Source organism: Acidocella sp. (assembly GCF_052326845.1).
Lineage (GTDB): Bacteria > Pseudomonadota > Alphaproteobacteria > Acetobacterales > Acetobacteraceae > Acidocella.
Map to the genome: position 1 here is coordinate 1 of NZ_JBKQJR010000102.1, position 24,599 is coordinate 24,599.

General features: G+C 64.8%; 20 protein-coding genes. 8 read left to right on the plus strand and 12 right to left on the minus strand.

The window, feature by feature from the left end; all coding sequences use genetic code 11:
* From ACLPJJ_RS06700 to ACLPJJ_RS06720, 5 genes are all read right to left on the minus strand, one after another.
* Window positions 1–508 (minus strand): electron transfer flavoprotein subunit beta/FixA family protein (locus ACLPJJ_RS06700; protein WP_443590171.1); only part of this gene is annotated, 508 nt, incomplete at its 3' end.
* A 23-nt stretch (window positions 509–531) separates the two neighbouring features.
* Window positions 532–2,853, minus strand: a complete 2,322-nt coding sequence (locus ACLPJJ_RS06705) for a 3-hydroxyacyl-CoA dehydrogenase NAD-binding domain-containing protein (protein WP_443590172.1) — start codon at window positions 2,851–2,853, stop codon at window positions 532–534.
* Window positions 2,853–3,977 carry a thiolase family protein gene (locus ACLPJJ_RS06710; protein WP_443590173.1) on the minus strand — a complete coding sequence of 375 codons (1,125 nt, stop codon included), beginning with the start codon at window positions 3,975–3,977 and terminating at the stop codon, window positions 2,853–2,855. The genes ACLPJJ_RS06705 and ACLPJJ_RS06710 overlap by 1 nt, the downstream gene beginning before the upstream one ends.
* Before the next feature lie 239 nt (window positions 3,978–4,216).
* Complete coding sequence (locus ACLPJJ_RS06715; protein ID WP_443590174.1) at window positions 4,217–6,007, minus strand: acyl-CoA dehydrogenase C-terminal domain-containing protein; 1,791 nt, start codon at window positions 6,005–6,007, stop codon at window positions 4,217–4,219.
* Window positions 6,008–6,034: 27 nt separating this feature from the next.
* Window positions 6,035–7,675 (minus strand): fatty acid--CoA ligase, encoded by a 1,641-nt coding sequence (locus ACLPJJ_RS06720; protein WP_443590175.1) that lies wholly within the window; start codon window positions 7,673–7,675, stop codon window positions 6,035–6,037.
* Window positions 7,676–7,937: 262 nt separating this feature from the next.
* Here ACLPJJ_RS06720 and ACLPJJ_RS06725 point away from each other — a divergent pair, with 262 nt between their 5' ends.
* The 5 genes from ACLPJJ_RS06725 (at window position 7,938) to ACLPJJ_RS06745 (ending at window position 15,544) form a co-directional block, all read left to right on the plus strand.
* Window positions 7,938–10,661 carry a LuxR C-terminal-related transcriptional regulator gene (locus tag ACLPJJ_RS06725; protein WP_443590176.1) on the plus strand — a complete coding sequence of 908 codons (2,724 nt, stop codon included), beginning with the start codon at window positions 7,938–7,940 and terminating at the stop codon, window positions 10,659–10,661.
* 123 nt (window positions 10,662–10,784) lie between these two features.
* A complete protein-coding gene (locus tag ACLPJJ_RS06730; RefSeq protein WP_443590177.1) occupies window positions 10,785–10,994 on the plus strand; it encodes a YtcA family lipoprotein in 210 nt (69 codons plus the stop codon).
* Window positions 10,991–12,046, plus strand: a complete 1,056-nt coding sequence (mdtN, locus tag ACLPJJ_RS06735; RefSeq protein ID WP_443590178.1) for a multidrug transporter subunit MdtN — start codon at window positions 10,991–10,993, stop codon at window positions 12,044–12,046. Before ACLPJJ_RS06730 ends, mdtN begins: the two co-directional genes overlap by 4 nt.
* Window positions 12,047–12,135: 89 nt before the next feature.
* The gene (locus ACLPJJ_RS06740; RefSeq protein WP_443590179.1) at window positions 12,136–14,043 is read left to right on the plus strand and encodes an FUSC family protein; all 1,908 of its coding nucleotides are present in this window, start codon (window positions 12,136–12,138) and stop codon (window positions 14,041–14,043) included.
* Window positions 14,030–15,544, plus strand: coding sequence for a TolC family protein (locus ACLPJJ_RS06745; RefSeq protein WP_443590180.1), 1,515 nt, complete (start codon window positions 14,030–14,032; stop codon window positions 15,542–15,544). Before ACLPJJ_RS06740 ends, ACLPJJ_RS06745 begins: the two co-directional genes overlap by 14 nt.
* 13 nt (window positions 15,545–15,557) lie before the next feature.
* On the opposite strand, the gene ACLPJJ_RS06750 is transcribed toward ACLPJJ_RS06745, so the two are convergent.
* Entirely contained in the window at window positions 15,558–16,280 is a 723-nt protein-coding gene (locus tag ACLPJJ_RS06750) for an LrgB family protein (RefSeq protein ID WP_443590181.1), read from the minus strand.
* Window positions 16,277–16,720, minus strand: coding sequence for a CidA/LrgA family protein (locus tag ACLPJJ_RS06755; protein WP_443590182.1), 444 nt, complete (start codon window positions 16,718–16,720; stop codon window positions 16,277–16,279). Before ACLPJJ_RS06755 ends, ACLPJJ_RS06750 begins: the two co-directional genes overlap by 4 nt.
* 115 nt (window positions 16,721–16,835) lie before the next feature.
* Between ACLPJJ_RS06755 and ACLPJJ_RS06760 the strand changes: the two genes are divergently transcribed.
* A complete protein-coding gene (locus ACLPJJ_RS06760) occupies window positions 16,836–17,756 on the plus strand; it encodes a LysR family transcriptional regulator (protein WP_443590183.1) in 921 nt (306 codons plus the stop codon).
* 30 nt (window positions 17,757–17,786) lie between these two features.
* A complete protein-coding gene (locus ACLPJJ_RS06765; RefSeq protein WP_443590184.1) occupies window positions 17,787–18,479 on the plus strand; it encodes a rhomboid family intramembrane serine protease in 693 nt (230 codons plus the stop codon).
* A gap of 42 nt (window positions 18,480–18,521) precedes the next feature.
* Here ACLPJJ_RS06765 and ACLPJJ_RS06770 read toward each other — a convergent pair whose 3' ends face one another.
* Genes ACLPJJ_RS06770 through ACLPJJ_RS06790 form a run of 5 tightly spaced genes read right to left on the minus strand, consistent with a single transcriptional unit; the run spans window position 18,522 to window position 23,900 of the window.
* Entirely contained in the window at window positions 18,522–19,283 is a 762-nt protein-coding gene (locus ACLPJJ_RS06770; protein ID WP_443590185.1) for an SDR family oxidoreductase, read from the minus strand.
* 13 nt (window positions 19,284–19,296) lie between these two features.
* Window positions 19,297–20,070 carry a glucose 1-dehydrogenase gene (locus tag ACLPJJ_RS06775; protein ID WP_443590186.1) on the minus strand — a complete coding sequence of 258 codons (774 nt, stop codon included), beginning with the start codon at window positions 20,068–20,070 and terminating at the stop codon, window positions 19,297–19,299.
* A 32-nt stretch (window positions 20,071–20,102) separates the two neighbouring features.
* Entirely contained in the window at window positions 20,103–21,704 is a 1,602-nt protein-coding gene (locus tag ACLPJJ_RS06780) for an AMP-binding protein (RefSeq protein ID WP_443590187.1), read from the minus strand.
* A 3-nt stretch (window positions 21,705–21,707) separates the two neighbouring features.
* Window positions 21,708–22,949, minus strand: coding sequence for a thiolase family protein (locus ACLPJJ_RS06785; RefSeq protein WP_443590188.1), 1,242 nt, complete (start codon window positions 22,947–22,949; stop codon window positions 21,708–21,710).
* A 54-nt stretch (window positions 22,950–23,003) separates the two neighbouring features.
* Complete coding sequence (locus ACLPJJ_RS06790) at window positions 23,004–23,900, minus strand: DUF5938 domain-containing protein (RefSeq protein WP_443590189.1); 897 nt, start codon at window positions 23,898–23,900, stop codon at window positions 23,004–23,006.
* An 82-nt stretch (window positions 23,901–23,982) separates the two neighbouring features.
* Between ACLPJJ_RS06790 and hybE the strand changes: the two genes are divergently transcribed.
* Window positions 23,983–24,480: a [NiFe]-hydrogenase assembly chaperone HybE gene (hybE, locus tag ACLPJJ_RS06795; RefSeq protein WP_443590190.1), complete on the plus strand. Its 498-nt coding sequence runs from the start codon at window positions 23,983–23,985 to the stop codon at window positions 24,478–24,480.
* Window positions 24,481–24,599 lie beyond the last annotated feature (119 nt).

Consider the following 24,599-nt stretch of genomic DNA (forward strand, 5'->3'; position numbering starts at 1 on the left):
GGGCCAGCGCCACGGTCTCCAGCCCGCCATCAACCTCGCGGGTGACGGTGGCGGTGCCATCGGCAATTTCGACCTTGGAGGCGAAGGTGCCCTGCGGCCAGCCGAGCAGCGCCGCCAGCATCTGGCCGGTGGCGTTCATGTCGTCGTCAATCGCCTGCTTGCCGAGCACGACGATGTCAGCGCCTTCCTTCTCGGCCAGCGCCTTCAGCAGCTTGGCCACGGCCAGCGGCTCCACCGCCACCTCGGTCTCCACCAGGATGCCGCGGTCGGCACCCATGGCCAGCGCGGTGCGGATCGTCTCCTGCGCCTGCGTCACACCGATCGAGACAGCGACGATCTCAGTCGCAACGCCCTTCTCCTTCAGGCGCACCGCTTCCTCAACCGCAATCTCGTCAAACGGGTTCATGGACATCTTCACGCCCGCGGTCTCAACGCCCGTCTTGTCCGACTTCACCCGGACCTTGACGTTGTAATCAACCACGCGCTTCACAGCGACCAGCAATTTCATGCTCTCTAATCCTTTGTCTATTCTCAGTTACGCAACGGCTTGCCCGTGGCCAGCGTGTGGGCGATGCGCGCCAGTGTGGGCTCGGTCTGGATCAGACGCAGGAAGTTTTCCCGCTCCAGCTCCAGCAGCCGCGCCTCGGTCACGGGCACGGTGGGGTCGGCGTCGCCCCCGCTCAGCACCGTGGCTAGCGCCCGCGCCACGGTCAGGTCGTGGTCGGTGGCGATGCCACGGGCATGCATACCCTCGGCAGCCATGTCCATCAGCACATAGCCCGCCGGACCCGGCAGGGTCACGGCCACCGGCGCGGGCGGTTCGTAGCCCGGTGCCAGCGCCAGGGCGCGGGCCTTGGCGTCGGCCAGCAGGCGGTCGCGGTTCATGGTGATGCCGTCAGCGGGGCGCAGGAACAGCTTGGCCTTGGCATCGGCGGCGGATTTGGAAACCGCAGCGGTGCTGATGAGTTCGAACACCTTGAGGGTTGCCGGAACTGGCCCGCGCGGCAGCTTGCCGAGCGTCTGCCAGCGCGTCAGCATGGCGGCGCAACCGCCCCAGCCGGGCAGCAGGCCGACGCCACATTCCACCAGCCCGATATAGCTTTCGGCATAAGCCTGGGTCGCGTCGCAATGCAGCAGGATCTCGCAGCCGCCGCCCAGCGCCATGCCGGCGGGCGCGCCGACCACCGGGAAGGGCGCGTATTTCAGCGCCTGATAGGCGGCCTGGCCGCTGGCGATGAGCGTCTCGATCTCCCCCCAGGCGCCCGCCTGCGCCGATTGCATGGCCTTGACCAGATTGGCGCCGACGGAGAAGTTGCTGCCCTCGTTATAGATCACCAGCGCGCTGAAGCGCTCGCGCACCAGGGCGATGCTCTCCTCGATCAGCGCCAGGATGTCCGTGTCGAGTGCGTTGCTCTTGCTGGTGAATTCCAGGCAGGTCACACCATCGCCAATTTCCCAGAGCGCGGCGCTCGGGTTGCGCAGCAGCGGGGTGGCGGTGCGCTTGATATCTTCCAGCAGCAGCACGCCCTCGGGGCGCGTGATGGCGTGGTATTCGCCGTCCAGCCCCAGCGCCTCGCGCTGACCGTTCTCGATGCGGTAGAAGCTGCGCCCGGCGGCGAGCTTCAGCAGTTCCGGCACAGCCACGCCATCGGCGGAGAGCTTCTCGGCCAGCCAGTCGACGCCGATGCGGTCAGCCAGCTCGAACGGGCCGTACGCCCAGTTATAGCCCAGCCGCATAGCCTCATCGATGGCGGCGATCTCGTCCGTCGCTTCCGGCACCAGGCTGGCGGCGTAAGCGATGGTGCGGCCAATCACGCGCCAGGCGTATTGCGACACCGGGCTGGCGCCTCCGAGCAGCGCGCGCAGATCGCGCCCGCCATCCGCCAGTTCCGGCAGCTTGGCGGCCTCTTCCGGGCGGTAGGTGCCGGTGGCGAGGTCGATGGACTCCTTCACCTTGCGCCCGCCTTCGCGGTTGAGGCGGTAGAACCCGCCCTTGCCCTTGCGCCCGGTATGGCCGCTGGCGATCATGTTCGCGATCAACGGCAGGTCGCGCTGCGCCTTGTGGAAATCATCCCCAGCGGGCAGCAGCTTGGTCAGGCTGGCATTGATATGCGGCATCAGGTCGATGCCCACGAGGTCGATCAGCCCGAACACGCCGGTGCGGGGGATGCCGAACGGCTTGCCCATCACGGCGTCGGCGGCCTCGATGGTCAGGCCGGCATCCATCGCCTCCAGCACGCCCAGCTGCAGCCAGTACACGCCCAGGCGGTTGGCGATGAAGCCGGGGGAGTCCTTGCAGGCGACGATGGTCTTGCCCAGCACGGCGTCGGCGAAATGGCTGATGCGGGCGACCGTGTCGGGGTCGCTCGCGGCGCCGGACACCACCTCCAGCAGGCGCATATAGCGCGGCGGGTTGAAGAAATGGGTGATCAGGAAGTCGCGCGCGAACGCCTCCGGCAGGCCGGCGACCAGATCCGCGATGGGGATGGTCGAGGTGTTGGAGGACACCGCCGTGCCGGGGCGGCGCACGGCGTCGATCTTGCGGTAGAGGTCCTGCTTGAGGTCGAGCCGCTCGATGATCGCCTCGATGATCCAGTCGCACTCGGCGAGCCGGGCGAGGTCGTCCTCGGTATTGCCGACCTCCACCAGCTTCGCCGCGGCGGGGGACATGAAGGGCGCGGGCTCGGTCTTCAGCATTTTCGCCACGGCACCGGCGGCCACGGCGTTGCGGTCGGCCGGGTCACGGACGATGTCGAGCAGCAGCACGGGGAAACCGGCATTGGCGACCTGGGCGGCGATGCCCGCCCCCATCACGCCAGCGCCGATGACGGCGACTTTGCGAACCTGCTGCATCAGATGCGCTCCAGAATGGTGGCGATGCCCTGGCCGCCGCCGATGCACTGGCTGGCCAGCGCGTAGCGCCCGCCGGTACGGGCGAGTAGGCTCGCCGCCTTGCCGGTGATGCGGGCACCGGTAGCGCCGAGCGGATGGCCGAGCGCCAGCGCGCCGCCATCGAGGTTGATCTTGGCTTCGTCGATCTCAAGCTCCTGGGCGCAAGCCAGCGCCTGGGAGGCGAACGCCTCGTTCAGTTCGACCAGATCGATGTCGGCGATGGTCAGGCCCGCGCGCGTCAGCGCCTTGCGCGTGGCCGCCACCGGGCCGATGCCCATGATATCCGGCGCGCAGCCTGCCACGGCGACGCTGCGGATGCGCGCGATCTTGGGCAGGCCATGCGCGTCGGCGTATTCTTCGGAACAGACCAGCACCGCCGAGGCGCCGTCGGTGAGCGGGGAGGAGGTACCGGCGGTCACCGAGCCATCGGTGGAGAAGGCCGGCTTCAGGCCCGCCAGCGTGGCGGCGGTGGTTTCCGGGCGGATGCCGCCATCGCGCGTCACCTTGCCGATGGGCACGATCTCGTCATCGAACAGCCCCTTGGCCTGCGCAGCGGCGGCGAGCCCATGGCTGCGCACGGCGAACGCCTCCTGCTGCTCACGCGAGATGCTCCAGCGGCGGGCGACATTCTCGGCGGTCTCGCCCATGCCCATATAGGCGCCGGGTTGCTTGGCGTGCAGCGCGGCATTCGGCATCGGGTTGAAGCCCATCATCGGCACGCGGCTCATACTTTCCACACCGGCGCAGATGAACACATCGCCTGCGCCAAGCTGGATCTGCCCGGCGGCGAAATGGACGGACTGCATCGACGACCCGCAGAAGCGGTTGACGGTGGTGCCCGCGACGCTGATCGGCAGGCCGGCCATCAGCACCAGCAGCCGGGCGAGGTTGAAGCCCTGCTCGCCCTCGGGGAAGGCGCAGCCAAGAATGAGGTCCTCGATATCCGCGGGTGCTACGCCGGTACGGGCGACCAGGCCGCGCACCACTTCAGCCGCGAGATCGTCCGGGCGAACGCGGGCGAGCTCACCCTTTTTGGCAAGCGTGAACGGCGAACGGGCATAGCCGACGATGACGACGGATTTCATGGAATAACTCCGGTGAAAAAGAAGAACGTGCGGGAAGAGGGGGTTCTTGCAATCTGCCTGTTTTTTGGCGCGGCCAAAGATGCGGGATCGGCACTGGCGGGCATTGAAATTGCGCACCCGGCGGGGCGTTTGGAAGTGATGGTTCTGCCGGCTTTCCCGGCAGAACCGATGGGTGCTGAGCTGAAACTATGCCCAGCCTTGTCTCGCGGCTTTATCGTTCTGATAAAGCCGCTTCAGTGTCAGAACTGCTCCACCGGCAGTTCCAGGGCGTACGAGCTGCCAGCCTGCACCGTGGTCAGCAGGGCGCTGGCCTTGGGCAGGATCTGCTCGGCGTAGAACGCGGCGGTGTTGATCTTCGCCTTGTAGAAGTCGTCCGCCGGGTGTTCCTTGAGCGCGGCATTGGCAGCCAGGGCGGCGCGGGCCATCAGCCAGCCGCCGCAGACATAGCCGGCCAGCATCATATAGTTGACCGAAGAAGCCAGAGCCGCCGCCGGATCGCGGGCGAGCGTCTGCAGCATCCAGGTGCTGGCCTGTTCCAACGCGTCCACGCCAGCGGTGAGGTGCTGGGCGATGGCGGCGAACGCCGGGCCTTCCACGCCTGCAACCGCCGCGGCAACAGCGCGGATGTCGGTGATCAGCTCGACCATCACCGCGCCCTGCTGCATGGGCAGCTTGCGCGCGGCGAGGTCGGCAGCCTGGATGCCGGTGGTGCCCTCATAGATCGGCAGGATGCGTGAGTCGCGCAGGTGCTGGGCGGCGCCGGTTTCCTCGATGAAGCCCATGCCGCCGTGCACCTGGATGCCCAGCGAGGTGACCTCCACGCCCAGCTCCGTGCACCAGCCCTTCAGCACCGGCGTCAGCAGCTCCACACGGGACTGGTGACGGGCGCGCTTGGCGGCGTCCGGGTGGTGGTGGGCGAAATCCACATCGGCCGAGACCAGCAGGGCCAGGGCGCGCATCGCCTCGATCTGGCTCTTCATGGTCAGCAGCACGCGCTTCACATCCGGGTGGTGGATGATGGGCAGCTTCTCGCCCGGCGCCTGGCCCACGACGCGGCCCTGGATGCGCTCCTTGGCGTAGTCGCGCGCCGCCTGATAGGCGCGCTCGGAAATGGCGAGACCCTGCAGGCCGACCTTCTGGCGCGCCTCGTTCATCATGGTGAACATGTGGTTGAGGCCCTTGTTGACCTCGCCCACCAGGTAGCCGACGGCACCATCGGCTTCACCGAAGGTCATTACGCAGGTCGGGCTGGCATGGATGCCGAGCTTGTGCTCCAGCGCGGTGCAGTGGGCGTCGGTGCGGGCACCCAGGCTGCCATCCGCGTTGACCAGGAACTTCGGCACCAGGAACAGGCTGATGCCCTTCACGCCCTCGGGCGCGTCCGGCAAGCGGGCGAGGACCAGATGGATGACGTTGTCCGTCATGTCGTGGTCGCCCCAGGTGATGAAGATCTTGGTGCCGAAGATGCGGTAGTGGTCGCCATCCGGCACGGCGCGCGTGCGCACGGCCGCGAGGTCGGAACCGGCCTGCGGCTCGGTCAGGTTCATCGTGCCGGTCCACTCGCCGCTGATCATCTTCGGCAGGTACTTGGCCTTCAGCTCCTCCGAGCCATGGGCGCGGATGGCCTCCACGGCGCCGGTGGTGAGCAGCGGGCACAGCGCGAAGGCCAGATTGGCGGCGTTCCACATCTCGGAGGCGGCGGCACCCAGCACGTTGGGCAGGCCCTGGCCGCCGAAAGCCGGGTCGCCGGTCATCGAGGCCCAGCCATTCTCCACGAATTGCTGGTAGGCGGCGCCGAAGCCCTCGGCCGCCACCACGCCCTGCGCGGTGAGATTGGCGCCGGTCTTGTCGCCGCTGGCGTTGATCGGCGAGAGCACCGCGCCGGCGAACTTGGCAGCCTCCTCCAGCACGGCATCGGCGAGGTCGGGCGTGGCCTCGGCGAAATCGGGCAGGGCCAGAACGTCGTTCAGCCCGGCAAGTTCGGTCAGGGCGAAGCGGATGTCGCGAAGTGGCGCGATGTAGTCGGTCATATCGGGTTCCTTAGTTATAAAGCCGGATCAGACAGTGAAATCTTCGCGTAGAACGCGTTTGTTGAGCTTGCCGACACTGGTCCGGGGCAGTTGGTCGACAAATTTCACATTCTGCGGCACCGCGAAGGCTGAGATCAGCCCCTTCGCGACGAACGCCTGCAAATGCAGCCTTATCTCGTCGGCCTCGACCTCCTGGCCGGGCCGGAGCACGACGATCGCCATCGGCCGTTCGCTCCATTTCGGGTCGGGCACGCCGATCACCGCCACCTCGGCCACCGCCGGATGGCGCAGGATCAGATCCTCCACGTCGATCGAAGAGATCCATTCGCCGCCGGACTTGATGACATCCTTCAGCCGGTCGGTGATTTTGAGATAGCCATCGGTGTCGATCAACCCGATATCGCCGGTGTGCAGCCAGCCGCCCGCCCACAGGGTTTTGGAGTTGGCCGGGTCCTTGAGGTACCCCTTGGTCAGCCAGGGCGCGCGGACAACGATCTCTCCCGCCGTCACGCCGTCACGCGGCACGTCGTTCATCTCGGGATCAACGATGCGCAGCTGGACCAGCGGAACGGCGCGCCCGGCTTTGCAGCGAACCTCCGCCTGCATGTCGGCGGGCAAGGTCTCCATGCCGGGGCGCAGCTGCGCCACGGTCAGGATCGGGCAGGTTTCGGACATGCCGTAGCCGGTAAAAACGTCAATTCCCATGTCCAGCGCCTGCTTGCACAGGGCCAGCGGCAGCGCCGCGCCGCCGATCACCACCGTCCAGACGTCCAGGCGCGCGCCGCGCTTCGCGGCGCTGCCCAGGATCATCTGCAGGATCGTCGGCACGCAATGGGAGAAGGTCACGCCCTCGCGCTGGATCAGGTCGAGCAGCGTCTCGGGGTGGTAGCGGCCGGGATAGACCTGCTTAACGCCCATGACCGTCGCCATATAAGGCATGCCCCAGGCATGGACATGGAACATCGGCGTGACCGGCATGTAGGTGTCGGTCACGTTGAACCTTCCCTGACCTTTGCCGACCAGCGCCGACATGCCCGCCAGCGTGTGCAGCACGAGCTGGCGATGGCTGAAATACACACCCTTGGGCAGGCCGGTGGTGCCTGTGGTGTAGAAGGTGGTGGCGCGGCTGTTCTCGTCGGGATTGGGAAACTCGAACGACGTGGCGGCCTGGGCCAGTAGCGCCTCGTATTCACCGGCGATCGGCAGATTCGTCGCGGGCGCCTTGGGGGCGTCGTTGAGCAGGACGAGGGTCTTGCCCGGATCGACCCGGTCCCACATCTGCTCCAGCAAGGGCAGGAATTCGCCATTGACGAGGATGATGTCATCCTCGGCGTGGTTGATTGTGTAGAGAATCTGCTCGGCGGAGAGGCGCACATTGATGGTGTGCAGCACCGCCCCCATCATCGGCACCGCGAAGAAGCATTCGAGATAGCGGTGCGTGTCCCAGTCCATCACGCCCACGGTCTGGCCGGGCCGCACGCCCAGCGCCGTCAGGGCGGCGGCGAGCCGGTGTACGCGCTCGCCGAACACCTGGTAGCTGTAGCGGCCTCGATCGGCGTAGACGATTTCCTGCGCCGAGGCCGAGGCCATGGCCGTCTGGAACAGGCTGGTAATTAGCAGGGGGCTGTCCTGCGCCAGCAGCAATGCACCGGTTTGGTTATCCGTCATTCTGTTTCCTTCCCTGGCGCGCGCGCCTGTGGTTCGTGCCAGCCGTGAAGGTCTGGCATCATCTTGCGGGCACTTTGTTCGCGGCTTAATCTCAATCACATCCCCCAAATGGGGGGGAGAAACGCCCCTCTTTGGGGCAAACGAATGGCGGCAACGCCACGGAACATGTTTTTGCGTTCGCGCTGGGGCAGGTGGCATGAGTTTGCCGGGAAGATTAGGTCAGCTTGCCTCCCGTTTATGCGATGAGTACCATGCGGGTGATATGAAAAACGAGGTTCCGGCCCAGTTCCTGGCGACGAAGACAACACGGCCACGCCGCCCCCCTGGCTTGATCGACCGTCTTCGCCTGCTCGAAGAGCTTAACCAGGCGCGGACCCGCCGGCTGATCATCATCAAAGGCGCCGCCGGGTTTGGCAAAACCAGCCTGGCCATCACCTGGGCGGAGCGTTTGCAGGCGCAGGGCCATGGCGTGGCCTGGGTGTCGCTGGACGCGGAGGATGACGAGCCGACCCAGTTCCTGTTCTATGTCGCCCATGTGCTGCGCGCGGCCTGCGATGGGCTGGGAAAACCAGCACTCGATCTCATCGAAGAGATCATGCTCGTCCGCCCTCTCACCATCGTCCGCTCGCTGATCAATAGCCTGACGGAGCTGGAGGACGATGTTTTCCTGTTTCTGGACGACTACCACGTCCTCACCGATCCCGGCATTCACGAGGGCGTCGCCTATCTGCTGCGCCATGCCCCCTCCAACCTGCATCTCGTGCTCATCACGCGGACCGAGCCGGAGCTGCCGCTGGGGCGCTGGCGGGCGCAGAACCAGTTGCTGGAAATCGACGGCGCCGCGCTGCGCTTCGACCTTGAGGAGACGCGCCACTTCCTGGAGCAGGAGCTTCCCGCCAGAGTCGGCCAGGCCAAGACAAGGGAACTGCACGCCAAGACCGAGGGCTGGCCGGCGATGCTGCGCATCGTCGCCACCGCCTCCGCCCAGTCCGGGCAGGAACTGACCCAGTATATCGACCATCTCTCCGGCAAGATCCGCCCGATCCGCAGCTATATCACCGAGATGCTCGATGGCCTGCCCGCGCCCCTGGCCGGGTTCCTGCTGCGCGCCGCCATCCTCGACCAGCTTTGCGCGCCCTTATGCCAGGCGGTTACCGGCCTCGCTGGCAGCCAGGATCTGCTGGAAGACATCGCCACACGCCGCCTGCTGCTTATCCCGCTCGACCAGGACGGCACCTGGTTCCGCTGCCACAAGCTGCTGCGTGACTTTCTCCTGCAGCGGCTGGAGGCGGAGCTGAAGGACGAAATCCCCGAGCTGCACCGGCGCGCCTATGCCTGGTACGCCGGGGCCGAGCTGTGGACGGATGCGATCCAGCATGCCATCGCCGCCGGCGATACGGCGCAGACCATCGGCTGGGTCGAGAACTGCGCCATGACCCTGATCAAGCGCGGCGAGCTGCTCACCTTGCTAACCTGGGCCCGGCTGATGCCGCCGGCCGTGATGAAGCGCCAAGTCAAGGTGCGGCTGGCGATCGCCTGGGGCATGGCGCTGGCCATGCGCTTCGACGAGGCTCTGCAGCTGGCAACCGAAATCGAGCGGGAGTTGGAAGGGGGGGAGGCGCGGGTTGTCGAATCCCTCGGTTGCGAATGCCTGACGATCCGTGCCGTGGCGCTGGCGCTGCGCGACGACACAACCGCCGCGCTGCAACTGGCCGAGGAAAGCCTGCGCCGCAACAGCAGCGGACGCTGGACCAGCAATGTCGCCGCCAATGTCGCCCTCCTGGGCTATTGGAAGCAGGGCGATCTCGCCCGCTATCACGGCGTGCCCTGGATTACGGCTTCCGGCGAGGATGGCAGCCGCAATGTGGTGGCTACAGTGTACCGGCTCTGCCTGCAGGGGCTGGTGGAGTACGAGCAACTGCGGACATCTTCGGCGGCACGGCATTTCCGCAAGGCTTTGCAGGTGGCGGAGGACCACGCCGGTGCAAATTCGGTGGCGGCCGCCATGCCGGCAAGTCTTTTGGCGCAACTCCACTATGATCAGGGCCGCCTGGACGAGGCTGAGGAGCTGGTTATCAACCGGCTCGGCGCCATTGATGCCGCCTGCATGCTTGAATGCGTGCTGCGAGCCTATCTGGTGCTGGCACGCGCGGCCATGAACCGCGGCAATGCCGAGCGTGCCTATGCGCTGCTGGACCAAGCGGAGAGCCTGGGCAAGGCGCGGCATTGGGGGCGGCTCGTTGCTTCCATCATGCTTGAGCGCGTGAGGATCAATCTCGGCGAGGGGCGTGCCGTGCAGGCGGAAGTCAACGTCGCGCAGCTGGACCGGCTGGCTCTGGACTATCCCGCGCCGGTCCGTTGTGCATGGTCCGAAATCCAAGACCACGCTGCCATGGCCCGCGTCGAACTGCTGTCAGCGAAGAAGCGCCACCCGCAAGGTATCGCGGTTCTGCGGCAGCTCTTGCAGGAGGCAAGAACGGCACAGTGCCATGACCAGGCTTTGCACCTGACCATCCGGCTGGCGGCCGAGCTGTGCCGCGCCCAGGAGCTGGACGAGGCGGCGGCGCTGCTCTGCGATGCTATCCCGGTGGCGGCGGCCAGCGGCATTATCCAGCCTTTCCACGATGCCGCCCCTGGTATCATCCCGCTGCTGCCGCGGGTCCAGGATGAGCTGCAGCGCCGTGGCGCCGCCGCCGACGCAGTGAATTTTGTTGCCAGCCTGCTGAGCCATCACCAGGGCATGCAAATGCCGCCGCAGGCGCTGGCCAGCGCCCCGGAAACCGCCGACCGCCTGAGCCCGCGTGAGCTGGGCGTGCTGATGTTGCTGGTGAAGGGGCAGTCGAACAAGGACATCGCCCGGGGCCTCAGTATCGCGCCGGAAACGGTAAAATCCCACCTCAAGAACATTTTTATCAAACTTGGCGTTGCCTGCCGGGCACAGGCAGTCTCGCGGGCGCTCAGTCTGGGGCTGGTGAATGCCAGCTGACCGGACAAAGAGGCGCTTAACACCATCCGCACATGAGGATCTCCTTTGAAGCATCGTAGAAACTGTCTGAACTCACGGTCATTTTGGCCATTAGCTCTGGCGCCTCTGAGCGGGTGCGGGGTTGTGGGCGGCGCGCCGTCCTATACGGTGGTCGGGAGCTTCTTCCCGGCCTGGATGTTCTGCGGGGTTTTCGGTATTTTCGTCGCCATCGGCGCGCGGGCCGCTTTTGTCTCGCTCGGGCTGGCGAATGTGCTGCCCTACCAGCTATTTGTCTGCACCGCGATCGGGCTGACCGCGGCGATGCTGGTCTGGCTGCTCTGGTTCGGGCAATGAGCATGAAAGCTGCCGGCATCCACAAGTCTGGCCTCCGCCCCAAACTCATCTCGCTTGCGGTCATCCTCGTTGCGGTCGTGGTCGGCCTCTATGTGGCGCACAAAAACGCTGTCTATCCTTCAACCGATGACGCGGAAATTGATGCCGATGTCGTTCAGGTTGCCTCCGTGGTCGGCGGGCGTGTCATCTCAATTCCGGTCGAGGAGAACACCTACGTCTCCAAGGGCGATGTACTCTTCCAGATTGACCCGGTGCCCTACCAACTCGTGGTAGCGCAGACCCAGGCCGATCTCGACCTTGCGAAAGCGCAGCTCGGCACGCAGCAGCGCGCGTTGACATTGCAGCGCGCTGCCGCCGATATCGCCGCCAAGCAGGTCATCAGCGCTACCGCCAATTACGAGCTGGCGACGCGCAATGTCGGGCGTCTGACCCCGCTCACCGCCAAGGGGTATGTCCCGGTGCAGCAACTCGACCAGGCTCAGGTCGCGCAGCACGATGCCGCAACCGCGTTGGCGCAGGCGCAGGTGCAGCAACAGGCCACCCTGCAAGCCATTGACACCTTGGCGGCGACGGAAGCGACGGTCGCGGCGCGCCAGGCGGCGCTCGCCATCGCGCAACGCGCCCTCAGCGATACCACCGTGCGCGCGACGCATGACGGCTTCGTGACCGGCCTCACCGTCTCCTCCGGCGAGATGGTGGCGCCCACGCAGATTCTCTTCACCCTCATCAACACCGACCAGTGGTTCGCCGTTGCCAATTTCAGGGAGACGAGCCTGCGGCACATCGCCGTTGGCGACTGCGCGACGGTCTATTCGATGATCGACCGCTCGCAGCCGATCAAAGGGGTAGTCCAGGGGATTGGCTGGGGCGTGTTCAGCACGGAGCGGGTGGAAACCCCCCTTGGCGCGCCTTATGTCGAACGTTCCTTGAACTGGGTCAGGGTGGAGGAGCGCTTCCCCGTGCGCATTGTACTGCAGAATCCACCGCAGAACCTCATCCGGCTGGGGGCGAGTTCGGTTGTCGAAATCAATCGTGGTGCCGAGTGCCACTGATGCTCAGGGAGCGCGCGCAGGAGTTTCTGCGCCTGCTCGCCCCGGCGCCCGGGCGGCTGGAATTCGCTGCCCGTGTGGGCGTGATTTGCATGCTGACGATGCTGGTCACGGAAATCTACCAGACGCCCGACCCGGCGCTGACCACGTATATCGTCTTCTTCGTCGTCAAGCCCGACCGCACGAGTAGCGTCGTTCTGGGCCTGACGATGCTTGTCGTCATCACTTTTACCATAGGCATCCTGTTTCCGCTGTCGATACTGCTGATCAATATCTCGATCTTTCGCGTGGCCGCCATGGTGGTGCTCTCATTCATGCTGCTGTTCGCGAGTTCGTCGTCTAAATTGCAGCCTGTCGGCAACATCGTCGCGCTGATCGTGATCTATGCGCTGGACCTGCTGACCACTGTGCCGGACGGCGAAACCGCCACGCGCACGCTGCTTTATACTTGGTTATTCGTCGGTATCCCGGTTGGCATGTCGCTCGTGGTCAACCTGGTCATGGCGCCGGCGCCTCGCAGCCTGGCGCAGCGCGCGCTGGCGATACGCCTCGGCTTAGCCGCCACCATGCTGCGCGATCCTACGGCGCGCACGAGGCGCTCGTTCAAAGCCGTCACGGCGGTTGGCACGGGCGGCATTTTGGAATGGCTCGAGCGGACCGGCATGGAGAAGAGTTCGCCGCCGCAGGATCTCGCCGCTTTGCGTCAGGCCACGGATTCCATCGCCACGGTCCTGTTGCTCACCGACCTGATCGCCCGCGACCCGGACAGGATGCTGCCGCAGCGGCAGCGGGAAATCATCGCTCAAACACTGGGGGGCATGGCGGCGATCTTCCAGGCCGGAGGTTATCCGGTTGAGGTGAAGCTCGAAAACGACGCCGAGGAGGATGCCTTGTCCCCATCCCCGGCGGCGATTTTCGGCGAGTTCCAGGAAGTGCTCGGCAGTTTCGCCGAGCCTCCTCCTTCTCCGGCGGCCGAGGCCCCGAAGAAGAAGAGCGGCTTCTTCCGCCCCGACGCCTTCACCAACCCCGACCATGTCTATTACGCGCTCAAGGGCACGTTGGCGGCGATGTTCTGCTACATCGTGTATACCTCGCTCAACTGGCGCGGGATCCATACCTGCCTCATCACCTGCTACATCGTGGCGCTGGGGACGGCTGGAGAGACCGTCGAGAAGCTGAGTCTGCGCCTGCTTGGCTGCATCCTGGGGGCGAGTACCGGTCTCGCCGCGATCGTATTCCTTATGCCTGACCTTGATTCAATCGGCGCGCTGATGATCGTCGTCTTCCTGTTCACCCTGGCCGCGGCCTGGATCGCCGCCGGCGGACCGCGCATCGCCTATGCCGGGCTGCAGATGGCGTTCGCCTTCTTTCTCTGCATCTTGCAGGGGCCAACGCCGGCCTTCGACCTGACGACGGCGCGCGACCGCATCATCGGCATCCTGTTCGGCAACTTCGTGGTCTATATGGTATTCACCAATATCTGGCCGGTCAGTGTCGTCAAACGCATTGATCCCGCCATCGTCTCGATGCTGCGGCAATTGAGCGGAATGGTGAAGGCGGCGAACTGGCCGGAGCGCCGGACGCTCGCCACCCGGGCGCAGGCCGCGCTGAGCGCCGTCGAGAGCGACATCGCCATCGCGCAATACGAGCCGTCCTCGATCCGCCCGCCGGTGACGTGGCTGCGGGCGCGCCGCCGCACGGCGCTTGACATCGCAGCGCTCGAGGGCCCCCTCCTGCTGACCGCCAACCAGACGCCAAGCCTGTGCCAGGACATCGCCCACCGGCTCGACAGGCTGGCGGACAGTTTAGGCACGCTCAAGGAACCTGCTATGCAGACTAACGGCCCATCGCCAGCATCGAGCGCCTTGCCGCCGCTGGATGCGCTTACCGAAGACCAGCATCCGGTGCGCCAACTGATCGAAATTCATCTGGAAAACCTGGAGCAGATGTTCGCGCAAGGACACGCCGGGGAAGGGGCGGGGAATCATGCGCCAGTATAAGGCGGTACTTTCGCTGCTGCTCTTGAACGGATGCGCGACGTCCGCCCTGGACATGGCGCCGCCAAGCCCCGACCAGCCCTGGACCCCCGCCGTCACATCGGCAGGCGAGATCATTCCCGGCGCCAGCGGCGCCGCCAGCGGCAACGGCTACGTCCTGCCGCCCAACACGGCGCTCGGCAACCTGCCGCAATCCCCCCGCATCGACCCCAGCAAGGCCTACACCCTGCCGGAACTGATCGACATCGCCGAATCCAACGATCCCGCGACGCGCATCGCCTGGGAAAATGCCCGCAAGGCGGCGCTCGCAGCCGGCATCGCGGAAAGCGCTTTTCTGCCCAACCTCACGGCCAGCGCCGTTGGCGCTTATCAGGATAACTCCTCGAATACCTCGGCGCAGGGGGGCAGCGTCAGCGGCAACGACACGGTGCATGGCGTGATCTCGGCGGTGTCCCTCAATTGGCTGCTCTTCGACTTTGGCGAGAGATCGGCGCTTGTGGACGTGGCGAAGCAGGGATCGGTGATCACCAACATCGCCTTCACCGCCGCGCACCAGCAACTCATCTATAACGTCTCCATAGCCTATTACGTGAACGAAGCCGCCCGCGACCATGTCGCCACGGCGGCGCAAACGCTGGCGACCGCCAAGACCGTGCAGGCGGCGGCGGAGGACCGTTACGCTCACGGCATCGGCACTACCATTGAGGTTGCGCAGGCTCGCCAGGCCACGGCCCAGGCCGAACTGGCAATGGTACAGGCTAACGGCGGCGAGCAGGACGCCTATCTGGCGCTGCTGACGGCGATGGGCATTTCGCCCCTGACCAAGATCACCATCGCCCCTTTGCCGCACCGGGATCTTTCACCAGCCATGGACGCCCCCGTGGAGAGCATCATTTCCACGGCGCTGGTGCGCCGCCCGGACGTGCTGAGCGCCTATGCAGCGCAACAGCAGAGCCTTGCCGGGGTGCAGGCGGCGCGGGACGAGTTCCTGCCGAAAGTGTTCCTCTCGGCTACCGGTGCCTACAACTCATCAAGCCTGAGCCTCTCGGCGCTGCCCTCAGTCGGCGGGCAGGCGGCGACCGAAAATCTCTCCGGCCACCAATTTGGCGGCGCTATCCTCGCCGGCGTCACATTCCCGCTCTACGACGGCGGCACCCGCGCCGCGATCCTGGACCAGGCCAAGGCGCAGGAGGACAGCGCCGATGCCGCGCTGAACCAGGTGCAGGACGAGGCCGTGCGGCAGATCGCCCTCGCCAATAATTCGGTACATACCAGCCTTGCCGCCTACAGTGCCGCGCAGGCGCTGGCCGCCGCCTCGCAGACGACCTTCGATGCCGCCCTGACCGCCTATCGCAGCGGGGTGGGGTCGATTACCGACCTCACCGTGGCGGAAAGCCAGCTTAGCCAGGCCCAGGACATCGCCACGGATGCCTATAGCGCGGCCCTGTCCGCCGCCGCTACGCTCGCTCTTTCGACCGGCGCGCTGGGCGCTTCGCCGCAATAGGCAGCATTCCTAGTCACGACAAAAATAGCACGAGGAGCGGCACGACGATGGCGGTAACGACGCCATTGATGGCGATCCCCAGAGCGGCAAAGGCGGCGGCCATGCCGTCGAGCGGGGCTACCTGCGCCGCCGCAATACCGCTGCCGGCGACACCTGCGGCAAGGCCGTGAACACGCCAATCCTCGATCTTGAACTGCCGTAGCAGACGCTGTCCGACGACCGCGGCGACGATGCCGCCCAGGATGGCGAGGGCAGCGGTGAGCGCGGGGATGCCGCCGATCTCCTGCGACACGGCGATGGCAATCGGGGTGGTCACGGCCTTCGGTGCCATGGACAGGGCGACAATGCGCGAACCGCCAAGGAGCCACACGATGCCGACACCGCTGACGATCGAGGTCATGGACCCGGCCAGCAAGGCCAAGCCGACACTGTGCAGGCTGCGCAGCACATGGTGGATGTTGCGCGCCATCGGCACGGCCAGGGCCACGGTGGCCGGCCCAAGCAGGAAGTTGATGAACTGCGCGCCATCGAAATATCGCTTATAGGGCGTGCCGGTGAGCACGACGATGACCGCCACCAGCACGATGGTGATCAGCACCGGATTGAAATAGGGCTTGGCGCCGAGCAGCATCTGCACCCGCCGGGCGGCCAGATACATGCCCAGCGTGATGACCAGCCAGATCAGCGGCGAGAGTTCCAGCGGAACCCAGATTGCGGTGATTTCCCGGCCCATCATGGCGTGACTCCCTCCTGCGGCACGGTGGATGTCGTGTTGCGTACAAAATGATGCATGACCAGCCCGGTCGCGGCCAGGCTGAGGACGGTTGAGCCGACCACCCCAACCAGGATCGGCATCCATTCCTGTCGCAGCAGACTGGCCTCGGCGATGATGCCGACGCCAGCCGGCACGAACAGCAAGCCCAAATGCTGGAGCAGCACGCCAGCGGTCTTGTCGAGCGCGGGTGGGGCCTCGGGATTGAGCGGCGCCTCGCGGCGGTAACGCCAGACCAGGACAGCCGCGAGCAGCAGCATGCCGATGACCGGGCCCGGCACGGCGATGTGCAGTGCGCTCCGCAGAATCTCGCCAAAAAGCTCGAACAGCATAAGGATGAATATTGCCCCGATCATGACTGGTGTATCCGGGGGGAAGAAGGCGAAAGCATTGAAACGCTCCATGGTGGCGGCAAATAACGGGGCCGTATGGACTGTTGCCTTGCGTCCCGATACGCCCAAGATTACAAATTATCTTTGCAAAAACGGGTAGAGTAGGGCGATGGATTATCTGGCGGCCATGCGGGCGTTTGTCCGGTCAGTGGAGCTTGGGAGCTTTTCCAAGGTGGCCGCCGAGGAAAAGCAGAAAGTCTCGACCATCTCACGCTATATCAGCGCGCTGGAAAGCGATCTAGGTGCCGCCTTGCTGAACCGCTCGACGCGGCGGTTGCATCTGACCGAGGCGGGGACCACCTTCTACGAGCGCGCCGTGGTTGTGCTTGCCGGGGTGGAAGACGCCAGGCAGGCGACGATGTCCCTGAATGCGACGCCGCAAGGCCTGCTGCGCCTTAACGTGCCGGGGGCGTTCGGGCGCCATCACATCGTGCCGCACATAAAGGATTTCCTCGAAGCCTATCCGAAAATCCGCCTTGATATCACGCTGACTGATGTGACGGTGGATTTGATCGAAACGGGAACCGATGTTGCGGTGCGCATTGGCGCCCTGGCGGATTCAACGCTGAAGGCGAAATATCTGGCGCCGCAGCACCGTTTGCTGGTGTGCAGCCCGGATTATCTGGCGCGGCATGGGGAGCCGGCCGAACCGCAGGATCTGGCCCGGCACGAATGTCTGATCTTTGCCTTGCAACCGGCCGATGCCTGGTATTTTTCCAAGCCGGGCGGCGAAGCTACGGAGATGAAAATCACCGGATCCCTGCGCGCCAATGATTCCGAGGCGCTGCTCCATGCCGCGCGCGCGGGGCTCGGCATTGCGCTGTTGCCAACCTGGCTGATTGGCGAGGACATCAAGCAGGGCCAGCTGGTTAAAATTCTCCCCGACTGGGACTGGATGATCGCCCTGGGGCCGGAGCGGGCCATCTGGGGCGTCTATCCGCCGAAAAAGACGGTCTCGCCCAAGGTGCGGGCATTTTTAAGCTTTCTTGCCGAGAGGTTTGGCAAGCCGCCCTATTGGGACCGGCAGGTTGTCTCCCCGCACGTATGATGCGGCTGCCTGAGGCTTAGACGAGGGAGAGTGCTTGATGCCGTTTCCGGAGCGAAAAAACTAATGATCCCACTCAATGATATATCGCGTGGTCCTTCACGCTTTCCTATCGTCACGACGAGCATCATCGCACTGAATGTTCTTGGTTTTGGCCTCGAACTGATAGGCGGTGATGCGTTTGTAGAACAATGGTCGGCGGTTCCGGCGGATATTGTTGGCGGTCATCACCTGATAACCATTCTGACAGCCATGTTCATGCATGCGAGCTGGTCGCACATTATTGGCAACATGGTGTTCTTCTGGGCGTTCAGCCCCGAGATCGAAGACGCGATGGGGCCGAAGCGGTTCGCGCTGTTCTACCTGTGCGGCGGTATCGTCTCCATGCTCGCGCAGATTGCTGCCGATCCGGGGTCAATGGTTCCCACTCTGGGCGCGAGCGGCGCGATTGCCGCTGTAATGGGCGCGTTTCTGGTCACCTATCCACGCGACAATATTCGCACGATTTTGCTGCTCGGTTGGTTTGCCCGCATCACGTTCATACCCGCCGCGCTGCTGATCGGGTTTTGGTTTTTGACCCAGCTTCTGAGCCTTGGCTCGGTCTCAGACGTGCAGTCTGGCGGTGTCGCCTACATGGCGCATATCGGCGGCATTATCTTTGGCGCCGTCACCGCGCGTCTGTTCGAGTATCCGCGCCCGCCCTCCGGACCATGGGGAGAAGAATGATCCTTCAGGGCGCAGCTGACGGTCTAGAGCTCGACCGGCGACTCAGTAGCCGGTCAACTGCTTATAAACGCCACGGGCGGAACCTCCCAGCAGCCGCACGGCAATGTTCAGAGCCGTGGCATCGGCCCCCACCCGCCAGAGCACCTTCTTGCCATGGACGGCCTTCCACACCGTCTCGGCCACTGCCTGGGGTTTCACCTTTACCCCCAGCTTCTCCACCGACGAGGCTTTCACCTTGGCGTCATTGACCATGGGTGTTTGCACATAGGCCACCAGAATGGCGCTTACCTGGATGTCAGCTGGCTCCATCTCGATGTTAAGCGCCTCGGTCAGGCCGCGGACGAAAAATTTCGAGGCGCTGTACATCGCATGGTCCGGCGTGCCGTATTCGGCCGAGGTCGAACTCATGCTCACGATATGCGCGCCAGGCGTGCGCGCCAGCGCTGGGTAGGCGGCGTCGATGCAATACACCACGCCCTTGATGTTCACATCGACCAGCCGGTCGATGCGATCGGGCGCGATCTTCACGTGCGGTCCCATTTCCAGAAGTCCGGCGCAGTTGAACAAGGCATCGAGGCTGCCCCCGGTCACTGCGGTGGCGGCGTCCACGATGGCACGCGCCCCCTCGCGTGTGCGCACATCTCCGGTGATGGGGACGAGGCTGGAACCCAGCTCGGCGGCGAGTTGCGCCAGCGCCGGAGGGTTGATGTCTGCTGCCGCAACCCGCCAGCCGCGCGCCACGAACAGGCTTGCGGTTTCCCGGCCAATGCCGGAGGCCGCGCCGGTAATAAGGATCGTTTTCATGGCCAAATCTCCCTCAACCGGCGGTGTAGCCGCCATCGACCAGCAGGTCCGAGCCGGTGACGTAGCTCGACTCATCGGAGCACAGGAACAGGATGGCATTGGCCACTTCCACCGGCTGCGCCAAGCGGCCCATCGGCGTGCGGTTCAGAACCTTGGCCTGAAACCCCTGCGCGATTTCGGGCGGCATCGCGCCGATGGCGTTCAGCACCAGCGGGGTTTCGACAAATCCCGGGCACACCGCGTTGATGCGAATCTTGTAGCCGGATTTGGCGCAATGCACGGCGGCGGATTTGGTCAGCAGCCGTACCCCGCCCTTGGTGACGTTGTAGGCCAGCGCCATGGGTTCGCCGACAATGCCCTCGATGGAGGCGAGGTTGACGATGGAGCCGCCATGCTCCTTCATTTCGCGCACGCCAAGCTGCACGCCGTGGAACACGCCATCGAGATTGATATCCAACGTCTTGCGCCAGCTCGCCCAGTCCACGCTCTCGATGCTGCCCGGAATGACGATCCCGGCATTGTTGACGATGACATCGATGCGCCCGCCAAATTCCTTGGCGGCGTGCAACGCGCTTTCCCAGGCGTCGCGTTGGGTCACGTCGTGCTGCTGAAAGCGCACAGCCAGGCCGGATTCCACCAGCGTGGCGGTGGCGGCTTCGCCTTGCGCGGCATCGATATCGGTAAGCAGCACCTTGGCCCCTTCCTGCGCCAGGCGCGTGGCGGCGGCCAAGCCAATGCCATTCGCGGCCCCCGTGACGAGGCAGGTTTTGCCGGACAGACGTTTCATAAGCCGTTTCCTTTATTGTTTTATGTTTGTTTTTATGCGCGCCGGTGAATGGCGTGCGGCTCGCGCTCGAACGCCTCGACCAGGAACCGGTCTTGCGGCTTCTCCGAGGCGGTTTTTGGAATCTGGCGCATCACCTGGATGAAGCTGGGGATGAAATTGGCTTCGAGCCGGTTCTTGCAGACATCGAACAGGCGCTGTGGGTCGAAACAGATTTCGTCCCTGGGCACGATGGCGGCGACGACGTCCTTCTCGCCAGGAACGTGATTTTTGGCGGGGATGCCATAGACATAGACATCGTCGGCAAGCCCGGATTCGGCGATGACCTTCTCGATGAAGGCGGCGTTGATGAACTCGCCATTGCGGCGGATGCCGGCCCCCTTGCGATAATCGAAGTAGAGCCAGCCATCCTCGTCTTCATGCACGACGTCGCCCATGCGCAGCCAGCCGCCGGCGCATTTCTTCACGGATGCCGCTGGATCGCCGAAATATTCGACGACATAGGGCGCGCCGTTGGCCGGGCGGAACAGCAGCTCGCCAGGCGTGCCGTGCGGCACGTCCTTATCCTCGTCATCCACGATACGATATTGGAACATCGCCGGCGGTTTGCCGATGCTGCCAACCGGACCGGTGCCGGGATAGTTGAAGGTCAAGCCACCCTCCGCCGCGCCATAAAACTCAAGTATCTTGACGTTGAAGCGCTGCTCGAAGGATTTCCAGATCGCCGCGGGCATGCCAGCGGAGATAATGAGACGCACCGGATTATGCCCGTCATCAGGGCGGGATGGCTCGGCATAGATGGCGGTGGTCATGCCGCCCAGCAGCGTGAAGCTGGTGGCGCCGTATTTGCGGGTGATGTTCCATAGCCGCGACTTGGAAAAACGCCGCGAGAGCACCGCGCGCAGCTTGCAGGCCAGCGCCGCGCCCAGGGTGAGGAGCTGCGCGTTGGCATGGGTGAGCGAAAGGCCGGAATAGAGGATGTCGTCGTCGCGATAGCTGAAGAGCTTCTGGGCAAGCAGCGTGGTGTCGCAATACCGGCGGTTCGTCATCACGATCCCCTTGGGATCGCCGGTGGTGCCGGAGGTGAAGATCAGCTCCAGCGGGCTGTCCGGGTCGGTGGTCAGCACCGGCAGCGCGGGTGCCCGCGCGGCGGCGAGGGCGACCCAGTCCACCACGCCTGGGTAGTCGGCGAGCGGGCGCGGTCCTTCATCGGTGACGAAGCTCGCCACCCAGGCGAGGCCGGGCAGGGTGGCACGCACCTCCTGGATGTTGTCCAGCGCGTAATCGGCGGCGAAGACGCCGCTGCACGCCGCACGCTCCAGCATGAAGCGCAGCTTGTCGCCCTTGGTGCGGGGGTCGATCGGTACCACCGCCGCGCCGAGAATGCTGGCCGCCACCATGGCTTCGACAAACTCCGGGTGGTTAGCCATGACCAAGCCAAAGCGCCGGCCCGGCCTCACCCCCAGCTCCAGCAGCACCTGTGCCAGGCGCTGGCTGTTCTCCCACAGCTCACGGTAGCTGCGGGTTTCGTCGGCGCGCACGCCTGCGCCCTCGAAGGTCAGCACATTAAACTCGGGCATCTCCTCGGCGCGGTTGGCGACGAGGTTGGCCAGAATGCTTTCGTTGCGTGTGGTCATGGTTCAGCGTCCCAGAAGAGTGAGGCAGGCAACGGCTTCTTCAACACCCGCCAGGCCGCCGCCGTTTTCGGCCAAGGCGATGCGCGCGCCCTCCACCTGCCGGAGGCCGGCTTCGTGGCGCAGTTGCGTGACCAGCTCGAAAATCTGCGCGAGCCCGGTGGCGCCGATCGGGTGGCCCTTGGATTCCAGCCCGCCCGAGGGGTTGATGGGAATACGCCCGCCGATCGAGGTCTCGCCGCGCTCAGCCGCCGGCCCGCCGCCGCCGAAGGGGATCAGTCCGAGCAGTTCGGATTGCAAAATTTCGCCGATGGCCGTGGCGTCATGCACTTCGGCCACGCTCACCTCTTCGGGGCCGATGCCGGCGCGCTCGAACAGCTTGCGCGCGGCCTTGCGGACCAGGTGATTCTCCAGATCCGCCGGCGCCCGCTCGCTGCTGGTTTGCAACGCACAGCCCAGCACGCGCACCGCGCGCCCCGCCTGGCCGCGCAGCCGCTTTAACCCGGCTTCGGTGCACAGAATCGCGGCGGCGGCGCCATCGCTGACCGGCGAGCACATTGGCAGGGTCAGCGGATAGGTGATCGGCGGCGCCGCCAGCACCTGCTCGATGGTGTAGGCATCGCGATACTGGGACAGCGGATTATGCACGGAATGCATGTGGTTTTTCGCCGACACCGCCGCGAACTGGCGCTGCGTGGTGCCGAATTCGCGCATGTGCATGCGGCCCATGGCGGCGTAAATATCCATGAACACGCTGTATGGCTTTTCTGACATCGTGCCCGGCGGCGGCTCAATGCCGCGCCCCATCTCCATCAGCTTTGCCTGATTGGCCACGGTCTCGTGCACATCCCAGGCGCCATCGAAGGCCGCGAAGGTGCGGGCTTTGTCGGTGGAGAACATCTTCTCCGCGCCGAGGGCGAGGACGATATCCGCCGCCCCGGCCAGCAGATGGTTGACCGCCAGATGGAACGCCGTGCTGGCGCTGGCGCAGGCGTTTTCCACATTCACCACGGGCAGGCCCTCAAAGCCCATGGCACGCAGTGCCAGTTCGCCGCGGATCATGTGCTGGCCATCCATGTGGCCCTGCGTGGCGTTGGCGAAATAGGCCGCCTCCACCTGGGTCTTCTCGCATCCGGCATCTTCAAGTGCTGCCGTCACGGCCTGTGCGGCGAGATCTTTCACACTCACTGACAAGTGTTTGCCGAACGGCGTCATGCCGATCCCGGCAACGTAGATGGTCTGGGTCATGTTCACCTCGAATAGGGAAAGCGGCGCGGCGGGAGAACCACCGCGCCTAGTCAGCTAGACCTGCTTGATCTCGTAGGAGAGGTAGCCATCCTCCGCCTGCGCCGTGAGCAGGCGTCGTGCGCCAAGGATCGTCGAACCCGAGCCAAACCCAACGTTTTTCAGCTCGCCTGCGAGCACCGAGCGTGCTGCCTCGGCGCCGAAAACCCCGGTCTGGGAATAGGCGGAGTTGCCGCGCAGGATCACGCTCACCGATTGCGTGTTGCCACGCGCCTGGCAGGAGATGACGGTGCGGTGAATTTCCGGCGTCTCGCGCGGCGGCTCCTTCTGCGTCACCTGGCGGCCGATCTGGTTGGTCACCTCTTCCTGCGCCGCGGCGTCGAGCTGGCGGTAATTCTCCTCGAACTGCTTCAGCAGGCCGAGAACATTCATCATCATCTCCTGGTTGCCCAGCGAGAACATCACCGAGCAGTTGCGCACGCGGGTATCGCCCTCGTACCACACCGGCTCACCGGCTCCGCCCCAGGGCATGGCCTTCAGCATACGGTGGATGCCGGGCACGGAGACGTCATACGCCGTGGCCCAAGGCCACTGCACCAGCTCTCCCTGGCTCAGATAATACATCGGCTTTGTGCACATGCGCAGGAAAGACATCGTCGAGGCCACGCTGACTTCAGCATCGCCGTAATAGAGCAGGTCCAGGGTGTCGATGCCCGGGGTCTCCAGCGCGATTTCGGCAGCGATTGTGCCAGCCGTCCACATGTAGGAATTCGCCGGGCACAGCGCCAGCTCGAAGTGGTTTCGATTGACGGGCCAATGGCGATAGTCGACGTGTACGGCGATCGCTTTGCCGTCAGCCTTATGATGGTATCGGGGAGAGTGCAGCCGGGGGATTTCGTTGCCGTGCAGGCGCGGCGCTACGTCGTAGCAAAGATTGCATACGCTGACGCGCAAGCGGCAAGGCGTCTCTTCGAAGACCTATTTCCCGAACTCGCCGCCCGGGCCCAGACGCTAGTCGCTTGAACCTACACTCGCCATGAACTTCCCCGGCGACCTTAACGACCATCCCCGCGTATCGGCACTGATCGAGCAATTTGGCGTTGTCGACGCCGGGATGCGGGACCTGCCGATCTACAATCACACGGTGGCCATCGAGAGCGTCGGCTTCCGCTTGTTCAACGATGTAGAATTGTTGGGTGTCGTCCTGACCCCCTGGTTTATGAACTTGCTGATCCTGCCAATAACGCCCGTGGCGATGAATATGGCTGAAATCGGCCGGACCGTCTCCGTTGAACTCCCCATCGGTGCACGGCCATTCGTGGTCGGCGGCAACGAAGCAGTCGGGCTTTATAAGGCCCATTCACTGCATTCGCCGGTGCTGAGCTTTACACTTCCCGGTCAAGCTCGCGCCGAGGCGCACCGGCAGCTTGCACTGCTGATGACTTCGGTGGCGGCGGAGCCGGTTGCAAGGCCCGCGTCAGACGTCGCCGGCCTGGATCGCCGCGCGCTGTTATTCCGTCGCCGAAACATTTGAATTCCCCTTGCCTTAGCCCAGACACGCGCCCGTCGTTCACACGACTTATTCGTGCGGTCCCTGGTTCCCCGGGCCTAGCGGGCGCCCAAACTCAACTCCTGGCTGAACGTTGACCTGGA